At 40.7% G+C, this 16,343-nt stretch carries 14 protein-coding genes; 13 read left to right on the plus strand and 1 reads right to left on the minus strand.

The features are described from left to right. Positions 1-15: 15 nt before the first annotated feature. Positions 16-2,316, minus strand: a complete 2,301-nt coding sequence (locus WAE59_RS10065; RefSeq protein WP_337855827.1) for a polysaccharide biosynthesis tyrosine autokinase — start codon at positions 2,314-2,316, stop codon at positions 16-18. Between the two features lie 166 nt (positions 2,317-2,482). Between WAE59_RS10065 and WAE59_RS10070 the strand changes: the two genes are divergently transcribed. From WAE59_RS10070 to WAE59_RS10130, 13 genes are all read left to right on the plus strand, one after another. After that, positions 2,483-3,232, plus strand: coding sequence for a glycosyltransferase family 2 protein (locus tag WAE59_RS10070; RefSeq protein ID WP_337855828.1), 750 nt, complete (start codon positions 2,483-2,485; stop codon positions 3,230-3,232). Further along, positions 3,226-4,293, plus strand: a complete 1,068-nt coding sequence (locus WAE59_RS10075) for an MraY family glycosyltransferase (protein ID WP_337855829.1) — start codon at positions 3,226-3,228, stop codon at positions 4,291-4,293. Before WAE59_RS10070 ends, WAE59_RS10075 begins: the two co-directional genes overlap by 7 nt. Before the next feature lie 97 nt (positions 4,294-4,390). Then, entirely contained in the window at positions 4,391-5,386 is a 996-nt protein-coding gene (gene gap / locus WAE59_RS10080) for a type I glyceraldehyde-3-phosphate dehydrogenase (protein ID WP_337855830.1), read from the plus strand. Then, positions 5,379-5,813, plus strand: coding sequence for a GNAT family N-acetyltransferase (locus tag WAE59_RS10085; protein ID WP_337855831.1), 435 nt, complete (start codon positions 5,379-5,381; stop codon positions 5,811-5,813). Before gap ends, WAE59_RS10085 begins: the two co-directional genes overlap by 8 nt. A gap of 41 nt (positions 5,814-5,854) precedes the next feature. Continuing rightward, complete coding sequence (locus tag WAE59_RS10090; RefSeq protein WP_337855832.1) at positions 5,855-7,048, plus strand: phosphoglycerate kinase; 1,194 nt, start codon at positions 5,855-5,857, stop codon at positions 7,046-7,048. Between the two features lie 212 nt (positions 7,049-7,260). Further along, on the plus strand, positions 7,261-7,734 hold the full coding sequence (mraZ, locus tag WAE59_RS10095) for a division/cell wall cluster transcriptional repressor MraZ (RefSeq protein WP_337855833.1): 474 nt from the start codon (positions 7,261-7,263) through the stop codon (positions 7,732-7,734). Next, positions 7,724-8,629, plus strand: a complete 906-nt coding sequence (gene rsmH / locus WAE59_RS10100) for a 16S rRNA (cytosine(1402)-N(4))-methyltransferase RsmH (protein ID WP_337855834.1) — start codon at positions 7,724-7,726, stop codon at positions 8,627-8,629. The genes mraZ and rsmH overlap by 11 nt, the downstream gene beginning before the upstream one ends. Further along, positions 8,626-9,033, plus strand: coding sequence for an FtsL-like putative cell division protein (locus WAE59_RS10105; RefSeq protein ID WP_337855835.1), 408 nt, complete (start codon positions 8,626-8,628; stop codon positions 9,031-9,033). Before rsmH ends, WAE59_RS10105 begins: the two co-directional genes overlap by 4 nt. Then, complete coding sequence (locus WAE59_RS10110) at positions 9,023-11,125, plus strand: penicillin-binding protein (RefSeq protein ID WP_337855836.1); 2,103 nt, start codon at positions 9,023-9,025, stop codon at positions 11,123-11,125. Before WAE59_RS10105 ends, WAE59_RS10110 begins: the two co-directional genes overlap by 11 nt. Then, positions 11,126-12,583: a UDP-N-acetylmuramoyl-L-alanyl-D-glutamate--2,6-diaminopimelate ligase gene (locus WAE59_RS10115; RefSeq protein ID WP_337855837.1), complete on the plus strand. Its 1,458-nt coding sequence runs from the start codon at positions 11,126-11,128 to the stop codon at positions 12,581-12,583. It abuts the gene before it with no gap. Beyond that, positions 12,583-13,830 carry a phospho-N-acetylmuramoyl-pentapeptide-transferase gene (mraY, locus tag WAE59_RS10120; RefSeq protein ID WP_337855838.1) on the plus strand — a complete coding sequence of 416 codons (1,248 nt, stop codon included), beginning with the start codon at positions 12,583-12,585 and terminating at the stop codon, positions 13,828-13,830. The genes WAE59_RS10115 and mraY overlap by 1 nt, the downstream gene beginning before the upstream one ends. Beyond that, positions 13,830-15,173, plus strand: coding sequence for a UDP-N-acetylmuramoyl-L-alanine--D-glutamate ligase (murD, locus tag WAE59_RS10125; RefSeq protein WP_337855839.1), 1,344 nt, complete (start codon positions 13,830-13,832; stop codon positions 15,171-15,173). The genes mraY and murD overlap by 1 nt, the downstream gene beginning before the upstream one ends. Before the next feature lie 2 nt (positions 15,174-15,175). Further along, entirely contained in the window at positions 15,176-16,342 is a 1,167-nt protein-coding gene (locus tag WAE59_RS10130; protein ID WP_337856550.1) for an FtsW/RodA/SpoVE family cell cycle protein, read from the plus strand. The last annotated feature ends 1 nt before the right edge of the window (position 16,343 follow it).

Below are 16,343 nucleotides of genomic sequence, written 5' to 3' on the forward strand. Positions count from 1 at the left end.
GTAGTTGGCGTTTCGTTATATCTCGAAATAGTCATTGTATTGATGGGGATGTTGTGTGGGGTACTGGTAGGCTGTCTGTCTGTTGGAACCCGTACCTTTGTAATATGAATCGTGAAAAGGACTTTCTTTAACTCCATTTAATATCAATACCAGATTATTGAGTTGAAATTCATTTTTGAGTCGTTCCGCGGTATCGATAAAATGATGTCTGGATAGGCCGGACCGAAGTACGAAAAGGTTGATGTCTGCTGATTTGATCAATGGTTTTCCATCTGAGACTAAACCTACAGGGGCAGAATCCAATAATATATAATCGTATTCCAATCGTAGTTGCTCAAGTAGGTCTGTCATCCGAGCGCTTAACAGTAGTTCTGATGGATTTGGGGCTAAGGTACCCGCTGGGATAAAATCTAAATTGCTGATCGATGTGGTTGTTAGAATCTTCTCTAAAGGAGCATTTCCGGCGAGGTAGTTGCTGAGGCCATGCTGATTGCTGATTTTTAGCCGGTGGTGTAAGCTTGGTTTTCTTAAGTCAGCGGCGATTAAAAGCACACGTTTCTTTGTTAGAGAGATCGCAATTCCCAGGTTTAAGGTGATCAAAGATTTTCCTTCACCGGCAATTTCGGAACTGGTGTGGATGATCTTGCAGCGATGGTGGGTCTGAAGAAAAGCCAAGTTGCTCCTAAGCCCGCGAATGGATTCTGAAAAAGGAGACCTTGGTTCGTCCAATAGCAGAAATGGCTGGTCAGGTAATGATTTATGATACCTCACGACACCGATGAGCGGTATTGAGGTGCCTGCTGTTATTTCATCTTGATTATAAATATAGATATTGGCCATACGAATGCCCAGGATGACAATTGAAGTCAACAGCAAGCAGGACAAAATGAAATTTATATAGACATTTTTTGGAACAGGCGATAATGGATTTGAAGCCGGCATCGCGCGATCTATTATGCTGGCTCCAGCGGTAACTGCTGATTTTGAAATCTGGGCTTCCAGTTTTTTTTCTGAGAGGTAGGTATTGACTTTTTCCTGAACAGCGAGCTTGGATTCCAGATCCATGTAAGTACCTTCTGAATTCGGACTTTTTTTGACTATTGTTATCAGATGTTGCATTTCGGTATCCAGGTAATCATTTTGTATACTGAGATTTGCCAGTTGATTCTTGAGGTTATTCTCTATGCTTTTTTTAAGGTTGGTAATTTGTTTGTCCAGTTCAATAACTGAGGGATTTGTCGGTGTAAACTGACTTAGTTTTTCCTGCTTTTGGATGAAGAGTTCGTTGAATTTACCAATCAGGGAGAGGAGTTGAGGGTCAGTCATGCCTGAGAGATCCTGATTGAGCGATTCGGTTAGGATAGGAAGCTTGGTCTTTATAAAATTAATTTGGATTTCTTTTAATTTGAGCTGCCGTTGTTCCTCTTTTAATATCTCTAATTTGGCGATGAGATCTTCTCTTTTCAGAAAGGGATAGGCAACTTTGAATTTTTGAATTTGTAGTTTGGAAATTCTGGTATTTGTATCAAGCCTTTCAAGAATATCCGTGATGAATTTTTCGGTCTGGACTGCTGAGGAAGAACGAAGGGAACGGTCAAAATTTAGGTACTGATCTACAATGGCATTTAATATATCTGTGGCGAAATAGGGGTTGCTATCGCACATGCTTAGCTTAAGGACATTTACGTTTAAATGATCGTCGATTTTTAAGGATCGATTGATTTTTTCCAGATAATCACCCTCATGATTAAAACGGAAGATGACGGGTTTGTTGGTCTCGCTGTTAAGCTTCAGTATACGAAAAGTCGCTTCGGGAAGGCTAATCGTTGTTCCATAATTATATTCGCTCACTGTTATACGACCTTCCCGATCCTCTAAAGAAAGCTGATATCGCTGTTTGTTGACCTCTTTGAAAGTACATGTTGTACTCCCTAATGGCGTATTCTTTTGAAGAATACGCACATCCAATAACTTCTCAGGGTAGCAGTTAACTAATTTAAAATTTTCTCGGACATAAAATGATACCGGATAATTTAGGGATTTAAAGGCATTTCTGATCACCTGATCAGAGCGGATAATTAGTTTTTCCGATTCGGTCTTATTTGTCCGATCATATAAATTTCTGATGCTAGTGAGTTCTGAGAGCTCAGAACGGCGATCTTCAAACTTTAATGAAGTGCGTGAGATATAGACAGGACTGGAGAAGCATAAATAACCGTAGGCGAAAAGTGTACCCAAAATCGCTGACAAAAGTAATAGCGGCCATTTGCTGCTCAGAATAACAACTAATTTCAAATAGCTAAGCTCTTTTCTCATAGTCTCCTCCAATATTTTTATAAAAATTCCAAGTTTTAAGACGGTTCTTCAGTTTTTTAGTGAATTCCATAAAATTCTTAAAAGTATAACAATATTTTTATTTGATAATTTAATTTGATTAATTAGTTATTTTATATAATCTTGCTGGCAAATATGTTAATTATTTATGAAAGTAACTATCATCACTTGTGTTTTTAATGGAGTCAATTTTATTGAAGCGTGCATCGCTTCCGTTTTAGCTCAGAATTATCAATGCATCGAGTATATTGTTATAGACGGTGGTTCTACAGATGGTACATTGGCTGTGATCTATAATTATCTGGACCGAATTGATCGTTTTGAAATCGGCTCAGATTGTGGTTTCTATGATGCGTTAAATAAAGGAATTGCATTGGCTTCCGGAGAAATTGTTGGAGTTTTGAATTCTGATGACCTTTTTGCCGACGATGAAGTAGTTTCTGCTATAGTAAATTGCTTTCGGAGAAATTCCTGCGACGCAGTTTACGGTAACCTCAATTTGGTCAGTCGTACAGAAGTAGGACGAATATTGAGGTGCTGGAATTCTAAGGAAGCTACGAGGGAAGATATTGAATCAGGCTGGATGCCTGCTCATCCTGCACTGTTTTTAAAGCGGGCGCTGTTTCAGTCCTTCGGTAACTATGTATTGACTTTGGGCTGTAGTGCAGACTATGAGTTGGTTCTTAGGTTTTTCTATGTCAGGAAGATCAAGAGTTTTTTTCTGAACAGGTTACTTGTTGTCATGCGATCGGGTGGGATGAGCAGTAGGTCTGTTTCGATACGATGCCTGACCTTATGGACCGATTATCATGCATTAAAGCGCAATAAAATTCCTTTTCCACTGAAGGCGCTTTTTGTAAAGAAGGTAGGTAAATTAAAACAACTTCGACTATGGTAGTATTTGCTGTTGTATCTGTTTTTTGTTTCGCCTATGCCTTAGCAGTCTTGAAGTTACCCTTGATTATTGCTTTTTGCGAGCGCCATGGACTGTATGATGAGTCAGATTGCCACCGGAAGGAGCACGTATACGGAATTTCCCGATTGGGTGGCTTGAGCTTTTTTTCCTCCTTTACCCTCACGTTATTGTGCAGCATTGATATGGTTAGCTCTGAAATTTGGGCGCTTACCTGTGCTTCTACGCTCATCTTTATAGTAGGTTTGCGGGATGATCTGGTCGGTGGATTATGTCCAATGAGAAAATTTACCTTACAATTTGCGGTTTCTGCTATTTTAGTTTTATGGGGTGGATATGGATTGGAATTTGGTACCAGGATGACTATTTATCTTTTTATCACTTTATTGGTAATCAATGCTTTTAATTTGATTGATGGGCTAAATGGCTTGGCGGGTACTATTGGACTTTTGGTTAACTGCTTATTTGGTCTGCTTTTTTTACGGGAAGGCTATACAAGTTGGTCGTTGATTTCCTTTGCGTTCGCTGGAGCTGTCTGCGGGTTTTTAAAGTACAATTACCATGGGCAAATTTTTATGGGGGATTCGGGGGCAATGCTAATCGGAATAATCAGTGCGGGCTCTGCGCTCAAGTTAATTTCGATCAATAGTCCGGTGTCGGAAGATCCTATCATTTGGTCAACATCTGCGTTTGGACTCTGTCTGTCGGTGATGGTTGTCCCAATCTTTGATACATTCCGGCTATTTGTGATCCGAATACTTCATGGCAGGTCGCCCTTCATCGGAGATAGGAATCACATTCACCACAGATTGAAGTTTTTGGGTATGGACGATAAGAAAATTGTATGGGTTCTTGTTTGTTTTAGTATCTGGATGATCTTGATTGGTTTGTTTTTGAGCGCAGGAGGAAGCTTGTTTGTAATGACAGCAACCTTTGTGACTTGTATGTTGATCAATACTTTGATTACTTACCGAATAGGAAAACGGCTTGATAAGGGATATCGCCTGAAAGATGTTTTGATGAAAGATACATTCCGGTGCAAGTGAAATTAATATTGTTGTAAAATATAATACTATTACCAATGAAAAACTACCGCAACTACCATAATATAGGTACTTTTGCCCCTATAAACAAAACGAGCAAATGAATATCGCAATCAATGGATTTGGCCGGATCGGGCGTATTTTTTTACGAAGGGCAATCGAAAAAAACATCAATGTGGTGGCTATAAACGACCTTGGAGATCCAGCTACGCTCTCTCATCTTTTTAAATATGATACGGTGCATCGTGGGTTCAAAGGAGAGGTTGACTCTGATGAAAAAAGCCTGATCATTAACGGAAAACATATCCACGTATTTGCAGAATCTGATCCTGAGCGTTTACCTTGGAGGAATCTTAATGTTGATCTGGTCATTGAGGCAACCGGAAAATTTACCGGGAGATCTGCTGCAGAGCGTCATCTAAAGGCTGGTGCGAAGCAAGTAGTGATTTCTGCGCCTTCGGCAGACAAGGATGTTCCAATGGTAGTTCTTGGAGTGAATGATGATGATATAGATTTAAGGGCAACAGTGATTTCGAATGCTTCATGTACGACGAATAATGTTGCTCCGATGGTAAAAATATTGGACGACAATTGGGGAATACTAGATGGGTACATTACGACAATTCACTCTATGACAGGCGACCAGAACCTACATGATGCCCCTCACAAGGATTTAAGAAGAGCAAGAGCGGCTTCTGCTTCCATTATACCCACGAGCACCGGCGCTGCAAAAGCCATCACCAGTATATTTCCGCACCTGGAAGGGAAGCTTGGGGGAGCGGGAATCAGAGTGCCCGTGCTGAATGGTTCACTAACAGATTTTACCTGCATATTAAAACAGGAAACCACAATTGAGGCAATCAATGAGGCCTTTAAGAATGCAGCTCAAAACCAAATGTCGGGCATTTTATCTTATACTGAAGATCCAATTGTATCAGTTGACATATTGGATAATACTTATTCCTGCATTTTCGATGCCCAGCTGACCTCGATTGTTGGGGATTTGGTTAAAGTGGTCGGTTGGTATGACAATGAGTCCGGTTATTCAGCCAGGCTGGTAGATTTGGTGCAAAAAATCCAGTTGGTCCATGGTTAGGTGCATTTCTGCAAGAGAAACGTTGCCGCTTCGAAGTGCTATATTGAGAAATGGTAAGCCATTTGAAGAATGTGTTTTCCCTGAAGATGAGCAAGAGGGGGTATTTCATTTGGGTTTTTTTGTCGGTACGCAGTTGGTTAGTGTAGCAACGCTTTTTCCGGACAACTATCCTGAACGACCAGGGTTGGGGTTTAGGCTAAGGGGGATGGCTACAGGGACTGCTTATCGGGGAAGTGGCTGCGGCACTGAGTTGATAAAATTTGCACTTTCAATGCTTACATCTGCTAATGCTTCTTATATTTGGTGTAATGCAAGGAGTTCCGCGACCGCATTTTATACTAAATTGGGCTTTGAGATGCTTTCCGAAGAGTTCGAAATTTCCGGGATAGGTCCGCACTTTAATATGATCAGAAATTTAAATACATAAAATACCACCAAAACCATACTATAAAATAATTTTTTTAAAAGATGAGAACAATAGATCAATGCAATTTTTCAGATAAGAAAGCTTTAATCAGAGTAGATTTTAATGTGCCTTTGGATAAAGAATTCAATATTACCGATGATAAAAGGATGCGTGCTGCGCTGCCTACCATCACCAAGATTTTAAATGATGGTGGAAGTGTGATTTTAATGTCTCATTTGGGCAGGCCAAAAGGCGGTCCGGAAGATAAATATTCTTTGAAACATATATTGGGTGATTTGTCCAGGATGCTAGATTTAGAAGTGCAATTTGCTAATGATTGTATCGGGACAGAGGCAGTTGAAAAAGCAGCAAATATTACCCCTGGCCAGGTTTTGCTATTAGAGAATCTAAGGTTTTATAAAGAGGAAGAAAAAGGTGACCGTGATTTTGCTGAAAAATTATCCAAATTGGGTGATGTATATGTAAATGACGCGTTCGGAACTGCACATCGTGCACATGCTTCCACTGCGATTATTGCTGATTTTTTTCCTGAAAACAAATATTTCGGTTATCTGATGGCTGAAGAATTGAAAAATGCGGAGAAAGTAAATCATGGTGCTGTAAAGCCTTTTACTGCAATTATGGGTGGGGCAAAGGTTTCAGATAAAATTCTTTTGATCGAGAGCCTGCTTGACAAGGTGGACAACCTGATCATCGGTGGTGGGATGGCCTATACGTTTGCGAAAGCGCAAGGTGGCGAAATTGGCACATCATTGCTGGAAGAAGATCGTATGGCACTTTGTTTGGAATTGATTCAGAAAGCAAAAGATAAGGGTGTAAACCTGATTCTCCCTGTTGATACTATAATCGCTGATAAATTTGATAATGAAGCGAGAAAAGATGCTGTCGATTCAGGTAAGATTCCTTCGGACTGGATGGGTTTGGATATTGGTACCAAAACAGTGGAGTTGTTTTCTGAAGTGATCAAGGGTTCCAAGACATTGTTGTGGAACGGTCCGATGGGGGTATTTGAGATGGAGAATTTTGAGCAGGGAACCCGTGCGATTGCGAATGCAGTTGTGGCTGCCACACAAGAAAATGGCGCTTTTTCACTAATCGGTGGAGGTGATTCTGCTGCTGCTATTGCGAAGTTTGGCCTGGAAGATAAAGTGAGTTATGTGTCAACAGGTGGGGGAGCATTATTGGAATATATGGAAGGGAAAGAACTTCCTGGTGTTAAGGCAATTAACGACTAGGTGTTTTGAATAGTTTTAAGGACAGGCGGTCGTTTTTACGATACGCCTGTTTTTTTTGCCCACTTTCTCCCACCAGTAAATAAGGCCTTTTTTTGGCTAAAATGGGGGAAAGTGGTAATGATTTAATATGTGGAAAACTTTTTGTGGTAGAATGTGGTAGAAAGTGGTAGAAGTACCTATTTTTACACTACATAAAAAGTGCACATATTGATATGGTTCAATTATTAGGAGAGTTTGATTGTAAATTGGATGCGAAGGGCCGCTTGATGGTTCCTTCGAGTCTGAAAAAGCAATTGCCTAATGTTGAGCAAGAGGGACTTGTGATTAACCGGGGTTTTGAAAAGCATCTGGTGATCTATCCTAAAAAAGTGTGGGAGGGTATTGTCGAGGACTTGGGTAAGTTGAACCCGTACGAGCAAAAAACAAGAGAATTCATACGTTATTTTACCCGTGGTGCAACCGAGTTGATATTGGATGCGGCAGGTAGGGTGAATCTTCCAAAGTCTTTATTGGAGTCTGTTGGTATTGAAATCAATACTGATCTGGTGTTGGCCTGTCAGTTTGATAAGGTGGAAGTTTGGTCCAAGAAGGCTTACGAGGCTTTGTTTGATAAAGAGCCAGAAGATTTCGCGAGGTTGGCTGAAGAGGTAATGGGTAGTTTAAAAAGGGGGGAAGATGGAAAATAACTATCATGTGCCGGTAATGCTGGATGCTTGTGTTGAGGGTTTGAACATCAAGCCGAATGGAGTGTATGTTGATGTAACCTTTGGTGGTGGTGGTCATTCCCGTGAAATATTAAAACATTTAGGTGCTGATGGTGTATTGATTGCTTTTGATCAGGATCCTGATGCTCAAAGAAATAGAATAGCTGACCCAAGATTTCGTTTTGTTGATCAGAATTTCGCCTATCTTAAAAATAACCTGCGCTTGTTGGGTTTTAAAAAAGTAGATGGCATCCTGGCGGATTTGGGTGTTTCTTCTCATCAGTTTAATGAAGCTGAGAGAGGCTTTTCAACCCGTTTCGAGTCAATTCTGGATATGCGTATGGATCAGCAAGGTAAGCTGACCGCTTCAGGTGTATTGAATACTTATTCTGAAGATCAGTTGCATAAACTATTTGGGATTTATGGTGAAGTGAAAAATGCAAAATCGCTTGCAAAAGCTGTAGTTACCGGTCGTGTGGAGCGTCCTATAGAGACGCTCAGTGATTTCAAAAGGGTTGCGGCAGCGCATATTCCAAAAGGTAAGGAGCATAAGTATATGGCTCAGGTTTTTCAGGCATTGCGTATTGAAGTTAATGCAGAGATCGATGTCTTGGAGAGCTTTCTTGTACAGTCGGCGGAAGTATTGAATGAGGGGGGGAGGCTGGTCGTAATGTCTTACCATTCATTGGAGGATCGGCCGGTTAAGAATTTTTTGTCTAAAGGGAAATTTAGAGGTGAAGTAGAAAAGGACTTTTTTGGTAATGAAATTAAGCCTTTCAGGGTGCTTACCAGGAAGGCGATTGTGGCGGATGAAGAAGAGCTGGAACGCAATAGCAGATCCAGGAGTGCTAAACTGCGGATAGGAGAAAAGATATGAATAACCAGTTTAGGACACAGACAGATGAGCAGGAGGTTGAAGAAGAGCTGGATATAAAACTGAAAAGTAAGTCTCCCGTAGTGGAAAGTGCATTTTTCAGGAAGTTATTTACCGAAGGGGTGGTAAGTAAAGAGTCGGCAACGGAGATGTTGCCGTTTTTAATCTTTCTTGCGGTGCTGTGTATGTTGTATATCGGCAATAGCCATATGGCGGTAAAGAATGTTAGGAATATAGATAAATTAAATAAGGAAGTAAAGGAATTAAGTTGGGAATACAAATCTCTGAAAGCAGATTTGATGTTCAAAAGTAAGCTAACTGAGGTTGCGAAGAAGGTAGACACTTTAGGTATTAAAGAATTAACTGAACCACCAAAAAAAATTATTATAAACAGTAATGAATATTAGAGCTAACATATTATTGCGTGTTTATCTGTCTTTCGGACTGATAGTGCTGTTTGCCGTGGCAGTACTCATCAGGCTATGCGATGTACAGTTTGTGGAGGGACATAAATGGCGTGCCATGGCCGATAGTCTCTCTACAAAGTATATCAATGTAGAAGCTGCGCGTGGAAATATTTATTCCGTTGATGGTAGTCTATTGGCGACTTCGATACCTGAATATGAGCTGCGTATGGATATGTATGCTGGTGGTATAGCAGATGATAATTTATTTAATTCAAAAGTTGATTCTCTGGCATTGCGTTTATCGCAATTTTTTAAAGATAAAACACCTAAGGAATATTCCAGGTATTTGCGTGTTGCCAGGCGCGATAGTGTCCGTTACCTTCTGATCAAACGTAAAGTAGGTTATCAGGAACTAAAAGTAATCAGAAGTTTTCCTTTGTATAATGTAGGTAAATATACCGGCGGATTGATTGCAGTTCAGCAGAATAAGCGGATAAGACCTTTTAAATATCTGGCTGCGAGAACTATTGGTTACAAGAACGAAAATGTGAGTAATGGTGTAGGGCTGGAAGGTGCCTATGGAGAATACATCAATGGTGAAAGTGGTAGGAGATTAGTGCAGCGGATTTCGGGTGGTGTGTGGATGCCGATCAATGATGAAGCAGAAGTGGCACCAAAAGAAGGTGCTGATATCATTTCTACTATTGACATTAATATGCAGGATCTCGCTCAGAAAGCCCTGGAGAAGCAGTTGAAGATTAGTGATGCTGACCACGGTACAGTGATTCTAATGGAAGTAACTACAGGAGAAGTGAGGGCTGTGGCTAACTATACCCGTGTTAAAGAGGGTGTATATGAAGAAAAATTCAATTACGCAATAGGGGGTAGTCAGGATCCGGGTTCAACATTTAAACTCGCTTCGTATATGGCTTTATTGGAAGACGATAAAGTGGATACGAATACTATGGTTGCAACTGGTGATGGAACTTATAGGATCCCTTCCCATACAATCAGGGATTCGCATGGTGGTATCGGGACGGTTACGGTAATGAAAGCTTTTGAGCAATCGGCGAATACTGCGGTTGCTAAATTGGTGAATATGCACTATCAGGAAAATCCTTCTGAGTTTACAGATCATTTTTATGATATCCATATGAATGAGCGCCTGGGCTTACAAATCCCTGGAGAACCAAAGCCGATCATTAAAAATCCTAAGTTCAAGGACTGGAATAAAAACATGACCCTTCCTCAGATGGCTTATGGCTATGAAATGCAGATTACTCCACTTCAAATGCTGGCATTTTACAATGCAGTAGCTAATGATGGTAAGTACATTTCTCCGATTTTTGTACGGGAAATCAGACGTTTGGGAAATCCGATCGAACAGTTCAGTGCCAGGGTAATTAAAGATGAAATCTGCTCACCGAAGACTATAAAGAAATTACAGGCGATGCTGGAGAGCGTAGTGACAAAGGGAACAGGTAAGGAAATGGGCTCTCCTCTGTACCGTGTGGCAGGAAAAACGGGTACTGCACAGGTGGCGGATGATAACAGAGGGTATCGTGGCAAAAAAAGTTACCAGGCATCATTCTGTGGTTATTTTCCTGCGGATAAGCCTAAGTACTCTATTATGGTGAGTATAAACGGTCCTAAGAATGGTTATTATGGCGCGCAGGTCGCCGGTCCGGTTTTTAAGGAGATTGCTGACCGTATTTACGCAAGGGATATACAGATGTATAATAATATCCCAGAGCATCTGGTAGGTAATACGAATAATCCTGAAGCGAAAGCAGGGCAAAGTAAGGCAGTGAAAAAGGTATATACAGCCTTTGGCATTAAAACGCTCTATGCTGCCAAGTCTGACTATTTCAATAAAATAGATACGAGTAATGGTATCGCCTACGAAGATTTTACTTCTTTGAAAGGAGTGATGCCTAACGTGAACGGTATGGGGTTGAAGGATGCTTTGTATTTGCTGGGAAATGCCGGTCTTAAAACAAAGGTTAAGGGACGTGGAAAAGTGACTGGGCAATCTATTGCTGCGGGCAGCAGGATAGGAAAAGGTTTGTTGGTACAATTAGAATTACAATAGATGCAGTTGCAGGAAGTACTATATGGAATTGCAATAAAGAACCTGGTTGGTACAACCAATCGGGAAGTGCTGGATTTGGTCTTTGATTCGCGTAAGGTGAATGTGGGGAGCGTATTTTTTGCAATAAAAGGTACGCTTTCAGATGGTCACGATTATATAGAGGCTACAGTTTCTTCGGGAGCTGATGTAATTATCTGCGAGCAGATTCCTGATCAGCAAAAAGAAGGAGTCACTTATATTGAGGTGGAGGATAGTGCTGTTGCACTCGGGATTATGGCCACTAATTTTTATGGAAACCCTTCCGGGAAATTAAAGCTAATTGGCATTACAGGTACTAATGGCAAGACTACTATTGCGACTTTATTGTTTAAGCTGTTTCGTGAATTGGGCTATAAAGTTGGTTTGATTTCTACCGTTCAGAACCAGATTGATGATCAGATTATCGCTGCGACGCATACTACACCTAATCCTCTTGCACTAAATCATTTGCTGGATCAGATGGTTGTAGAAGGTTGTGATTATTGCTTTATGGAAGTCAGTTCGCATGCTGTGGTGCAGCATCGGATTGAAGGGCTGAGTTTTGCAGGTGGTGTGTTTTCTAATATTACACATGATCATTTGGATTTTCATGTCACTTTTGACAACTACATAAAAGCAAAAAAAGGTTTTTTTGATGCCTTGCCAAAATCTGCTTTTGCCTTGACTAATCTTGATGACAAAAATGGCATGGTAATGCTTCAAAATACCAAAGCAAATAAAAAAACTTATGCTTTGAAGCAACTGGCTGACTTTAAGGCTAAGATTATTGAGAATAGTTTCAGTGGCCTGCACATGGATATCAATAATGCGGATGTCTTCTTCAAATTGGTAGGTTCTTTCAATGCTTATAATCTTTTAGCTGTATATGGAACAGCGATGCTTTTGGAACAGGATGAGCTGACTGTGTTGACCGCAATGAGTATGTTGACGGGTGCAGAAGGTAGATTTGATTACCTGACTTCAAGGCAAAATATCATTGGAATAATCGACTATGCGCATACTCCTGACGCGGTGCAGAATGTGTTGACTACGATCCAAAATATCAGAAAAGGTACCGAGCAAGTCATCACTATTATTGGTTGTGGCGGAGACAGGGATAAAACAAAAAGACCGATAATGGCTCAGGTGGCCTGTGATTGGAGTGATAAAGTAATACTTACTTCTGATAATCCACGCACGGAAGATCCCCAGGCTATTTTAGCAGATATGCAAAAAGGTGTGTCGCCAAGCAATCAAAGAAAAACTTTGACGATCTCAGATAGAAGAGAAGCAATCAAAACTGCCTGCCATCTGGCTAATCCTGGAGATATCATTCTACTGGCGGGAAAGGGGCATGAGAAATACCAGGAAATCAATGGTGTTAGACACCACTTTGACGATAAAGAAGTATTAAAGGAACAATTTAACCTGATCAGCTAATGTTATATTATTTATTTGAGTATCTAAATCAGCATTACGATTTTCCTGGATTGAGGTTGTTTCAGTACATCACCTTCCGTACTTCATTGGCGATCATTGTCTCTCTGATCATCACCACTGTTTACGGTCGCAGGATTATCAATTATTTGCAGTTAATGCAGGTGGGAGAGTCGATCAGGAATTTGGGTTTAGAAGGACAAATGCAAAAACAAGGTACCCCGACAATGGGTGGTATTATTATCCTGCTGGGCATTTTGATCCCGACTTTGCTTTTTGCAAATATTGGCAATGTATATGTGATCCTGATGATGGTAACCACGGTTTGGATGGGGGCCATCGGTTTTCTGGATGACTACATTAAGGTCTTCCGTAAGAACAAGGAAGGACTTGCGGGTAGGTTCAAGGTGGTCGGACAGGTTGGCTTGGGAATCATTATTGGTTGTACTATGTATTTTCATCCAAATATTGTAGTCAGGACTACGGTTCAGGATAATGTAGAAAGTAAGTCGACCGCACCAATGGTTCTCCGTCAAAAAGGAGAGACCTTTTACTACACACAGGATGTAAAATCTACGAAAACGAATATCCCTTTTTATAAAAACAATGAATTTGACTACGCCAAAGTCCTTAAGTTTATAGGTGGGGACTACGAGAAATATGCATTTTTAATCTTTCTGGCTTTTACGGTATTCATTATTACAGCCGTTTCCAATGGCGCAAACATCACCGACGGAATTGATGGGCTGGCAACCGGCACATCTGCTGTGATTGGGGTAACTTTGGGGGTATTGGCCTATGTTTCCGGGAATACGCAAATGGCGGATTATCTAAATATCATGTACATTCCCAATTCCGGGGAACTGATGATTTTTGCCGGCGCTTTTGTGGGGGCTTGCGTAGGATTCCTTTGGTACAATTCTTACCCTGCCCAGGTATTTATGGGTGATACAGGAAGTTTAGCTATAGGCGGGATCATCGCTGCTTATGCCATTATGATCAGAAAGGAGCTATTGATTCCGATCCTGTGTGGAATATTCCTGATCGAATTGGTATCTGTGATCATGCAGGTATCCTACTTTAAATATACAAAAAAGCGATTTGGAGAGGGGCGCAGAATATTTCTAATGTCGCCACTTCACCATCACTATCAAAAGAAAGGTTACCATGAGGCAAAGATTGTTACACGTTTTTGGATCATCGGGATTTTGTTGGCAATCATCACTATCATCACATTAAAATTGAGGTAATGAAAAAGAATCTGATCGTCATACTAGGAGCTGGTGAAAGCGGTGTGGGTGCGGCAATACTGGCGCAGAAACAAGGTTTTGATGTTTTTGTGTCGGATTTTGGCATCATTGCAGACCAATACAAACAGAAGTTAACTGAACACGATATACGCTTTGAGGAAAAGCAACATAGCACTGATCAAATTTTATTAGCCACGGAAGTGATTAAGAGTCCGGGTATTGCTAATCAAGTCCCAATAGTTCGGGAAATTCGGAAAAAAGGAATTCCTTTGATTTCTGAAATAGAATTCGCAAAGCGTTACACCAAAGGCAAGACGATTTGCATTACCGGATCGAACGGGAAAACGACAACAACGATGCTAACCTATCACATTTTAAAAAATGCGGGTTTAAATGTAGGTCTTGCAGGAAATATAGGGAATAGTTTTGCCGCATTGGTTGCTACCTCCGATTTTGATTGGTATGTTTTAGAGTTGTCCAGCTTTATGTTGGATGACATGCACGATTTCAAAGCGGATATAGCCGTATTGCTTAACATCACGCCCGATCATTTGGATCGCTATGATTATAAAATGAGCAATTATGCTGCTTCGAAAATGCGAATTACAAGAAATCAAAAAAATGATGATGTTTTTATCTATTGCGCCGATGATGAAGAGACGCTTAAGATTATGAAACAGATCAAGCCCTCCTCTAAACGCTATCCTTTTTCCATCAGGAAAAAAATAGAAGAAGGGGCCTACTTAGAAAGCGATAATATACACATAAATATAAACCTAAATAACCCATTGACCATGTCTATTACAGAGTTAGCCCTTCAGGGCAAGCATAATATTTATAACTCTATGGCTTCGGGCATAGTTGCGAAAGTATTAGATATCAGAAATTCCGCCATTCGTGAAAGTATGGGAGATTTCAAAAATATTGAACATCGCTTGGAGCACGTTGCGAAGATTTCAGGTGTCGATTACATTAACGATTCCAAAGCGACCAATGTAAATTCTACCTGGTATGCGCTGGAGAGTGTCGGAAGTGAAGTGATTTTGATCATGGGTGGAGTTGATAAAGGGAACGATTACGCGATGCTGAAAGATATGGTACATCAAAAAGTAAAAGCCATTGTCTGCATGGGTAAGGATAACAAGCGGATTCACGAGGCTTTTGAAGACGATGTGGAAATAATCGTGAATACCTTTTCGGCTCATGAGGCGGTTCAGGTAGCCTATCATCTGGCAAAAAAAGGAGATACTGTACTGTTGTCTCCAGCCTGCGCCAGTTTTGATCTTTTTAAAAATTACGAGGATAGAGGCAATCAATTTAAGGCTGCTGTAAAAGAACTATAATGATGTTAGCTATAAATACACTTCTCGACAAGACAAAGGGTGATCGCTGGATTTGGCTGATCATTATTCTGTTGTCTATGATTTCCATATTAACGGTTTATAGCGCAACCGGTAATATTGCGTATAATAAGGGAGTTACTGTAGAACGGTATTTATTGTTCAAACACGTGATTTTTGTGATTCTGGGTATAGGTATGATCTACATTTCACACTTGCTAGACTATAAGTATTATGCTGGCATTTCAAAAGTCCTGATGATCATCACGATCCCATTGTTAATTTACACCTTATTTACAGGTCAGATCAATGGGGCCTCGCGTTGGGTTCAGGTACCGGTGATTGGCTTAACATTTCAAACTTCAGATTTAGCCAAGCTTTCGTTGATTACATTTTTAGCCCGAATGTTAACTAAGAAACAGGAGAATATCAAGGATGTAAAGGAGTCTTTTTTGCCGATTATGGGCTCCGTTGTGATTGTCTTCGGGCTAATTGCGAAAGCGAATCTGTCGACAGGACTGATGCTTTTTGGTGTGAGTGTATTGCTGTTGATTGTTGGACGTGTGAGTATCAAACAGATTTCATTGGTTTGTGCCGGCGGAATTGTGATGATCTTCATTCTTTTTCTGACTACAGAACGGGCTGGTACATGGCGTTCAAGGATCGATGCCTTTATGCATCCTGAACTGCAGCACTCTGACAAAACTTACCAATCAGACCATTCGAAGATTGCTTTGGCTACCGGTGGCTTGTTTGGAAAGGGGCCCGGCAATAGTACAGAACGAAACTTCTTACCTCACCCATATTCTGACTTTATTTTTGCCATTATCATAGAAGAGTATGGGACTATCGGGGGGCTGGCTATTGTTGTACTCTATTTGGTACTATTGTATCGATGTGTTAGGATAGTTACGCAAAGTCCCAAAGCTTTTGGTGCTTTACTTGCTGCTGGACTGAGCTTTAGTTTAACGATTCAGGCCTTCGCTAATATGGCAGTTGCTGTAGGTTTAGGTCCGGTTACCGGGGTACCCTTGCCATTGGTGAGTATGGGGGGAACCTCAATCTTGTTTACCAGTATTGCTTTTGGCATTATATTGAGTGTGAGCAAGGATGTGGAGGAGAAAAGTGTGAGTAAAAAGGTGATTGTGGGTGACATTCCTGCAATGGCATAAG

It is taken from the genome of Pedobacter sp. GR22-6 (assembly GCF_037402555.1).
In the GTDB taxonomy this organism is placed as follows: domain Bacteria; phylum Bacteroidota; class Bacteroidia; order Sphingobacteriales; family Sphingobacteriaceae; genus Pedobacter.

What these genes read in the sequence shown, in the direction of transcription:
- WAE59_RS10085 (WP_337855831.1), top strand. Translation starts at nt 5,379, where the DNA reads ATGGTTAGGTGCATTTCTGCAAGAGAAACGTTGCCGCTTCGAAGTGCT.
- mraY (WP_337855838.1), top strand. Translation starts at nt 12,583, where the DNA reads ATGTTATATTATTTATTTGAGTATCTAAATCAGCATTACGATTTTCCT.
- murD (WP_337855839.1), top strand. Translation starts at nt 13,830, where the DNA reads ATGAAAAAGAATCTGATCGTCATACTAGGAGCTGGTGAAAGCGGTGTG.
- WAE59_RS10105 (WP_337855835.1), top strand. Translation starts at nt 8,626, where the DNA reads ATGAATAACCAGTTTAGGACACAGACAGATGAGCAGGAGGTTGAAGAA.
- WAE59_RS10065 (WP_337855827.1), bottom strand. Translation starts at nt 2,316, where the DNA reads ATGAGAAAAGAGCTTAGCTATTTGAAATTAGTTGTTATTCTGAGCAGC.
- WAE59_RS10075 (WP_337855829.1), top strand. Translation starts at nt 3,226, where the DNA reads ATGGTAGTATTTGCTGTTGTATCTGTTTTTTGTTTCGCCTATGCCTTA.
- WAE59_RS10090 (WP_337855832.1), top strand. Translation starts at nt 5,855, where the DNA reads ATGAGAACAATAGATCAATGCAATTTTTCAGATAAGAAAGCTTTAATC.
- WAE59_RS10115 (WP_337855837.1), top strand. Translation starts at nt 11,126, where the DNA reads ATGCAGTTGCAGGAAGTACTATATGGAATTGCAATAAAGAACCTGGTT.
- WAE59_RS10070 (WP_337855828.1), top strand. Translation starts at nt 2,483, where the DNA reads ATGAAAGTAACTATCATCACTTGTGTTTTTAATGGAGTCAATTTTATT.
- gap (WP_337855830.1), top strand. Translation starts at nt 4,391, where the DNA reads ATGAATATCGCAATCAATGGATTTGGCCGGATCGGGCGTATTTTTTTA.
- WAE59_RS10110 (WP_337855836.1), top strand. Translation starts at nt 9,023, where the DNA reads ATGAATATTAGAGCTAACATATTATTGCGTGTTTATCTGTCTTTCGGA.
- rsmH (WP_337855834.1), top strand. Translation starts at nt 7,724, where the DNA reads ATGGAAAATAACTATCATGTGCCGGTAATGCTGGATGCTTGTGTTGAG.
- mraZ (WP_337855833.1), top strand. Translation starts at nt 7,261, where the DNA reads ATGGTTCAATTATTAGGAGAGTTTGATTGTAAATTGGATGCGAAGGGC.
- WAE59_RS10130 (WP_337856550.1), top strand. Translation starts at nt 15,176, where the DNA reads ATGTTAGCTATAAATACACTTCTCGACAAGACAAAGGGTGATCGCTGG.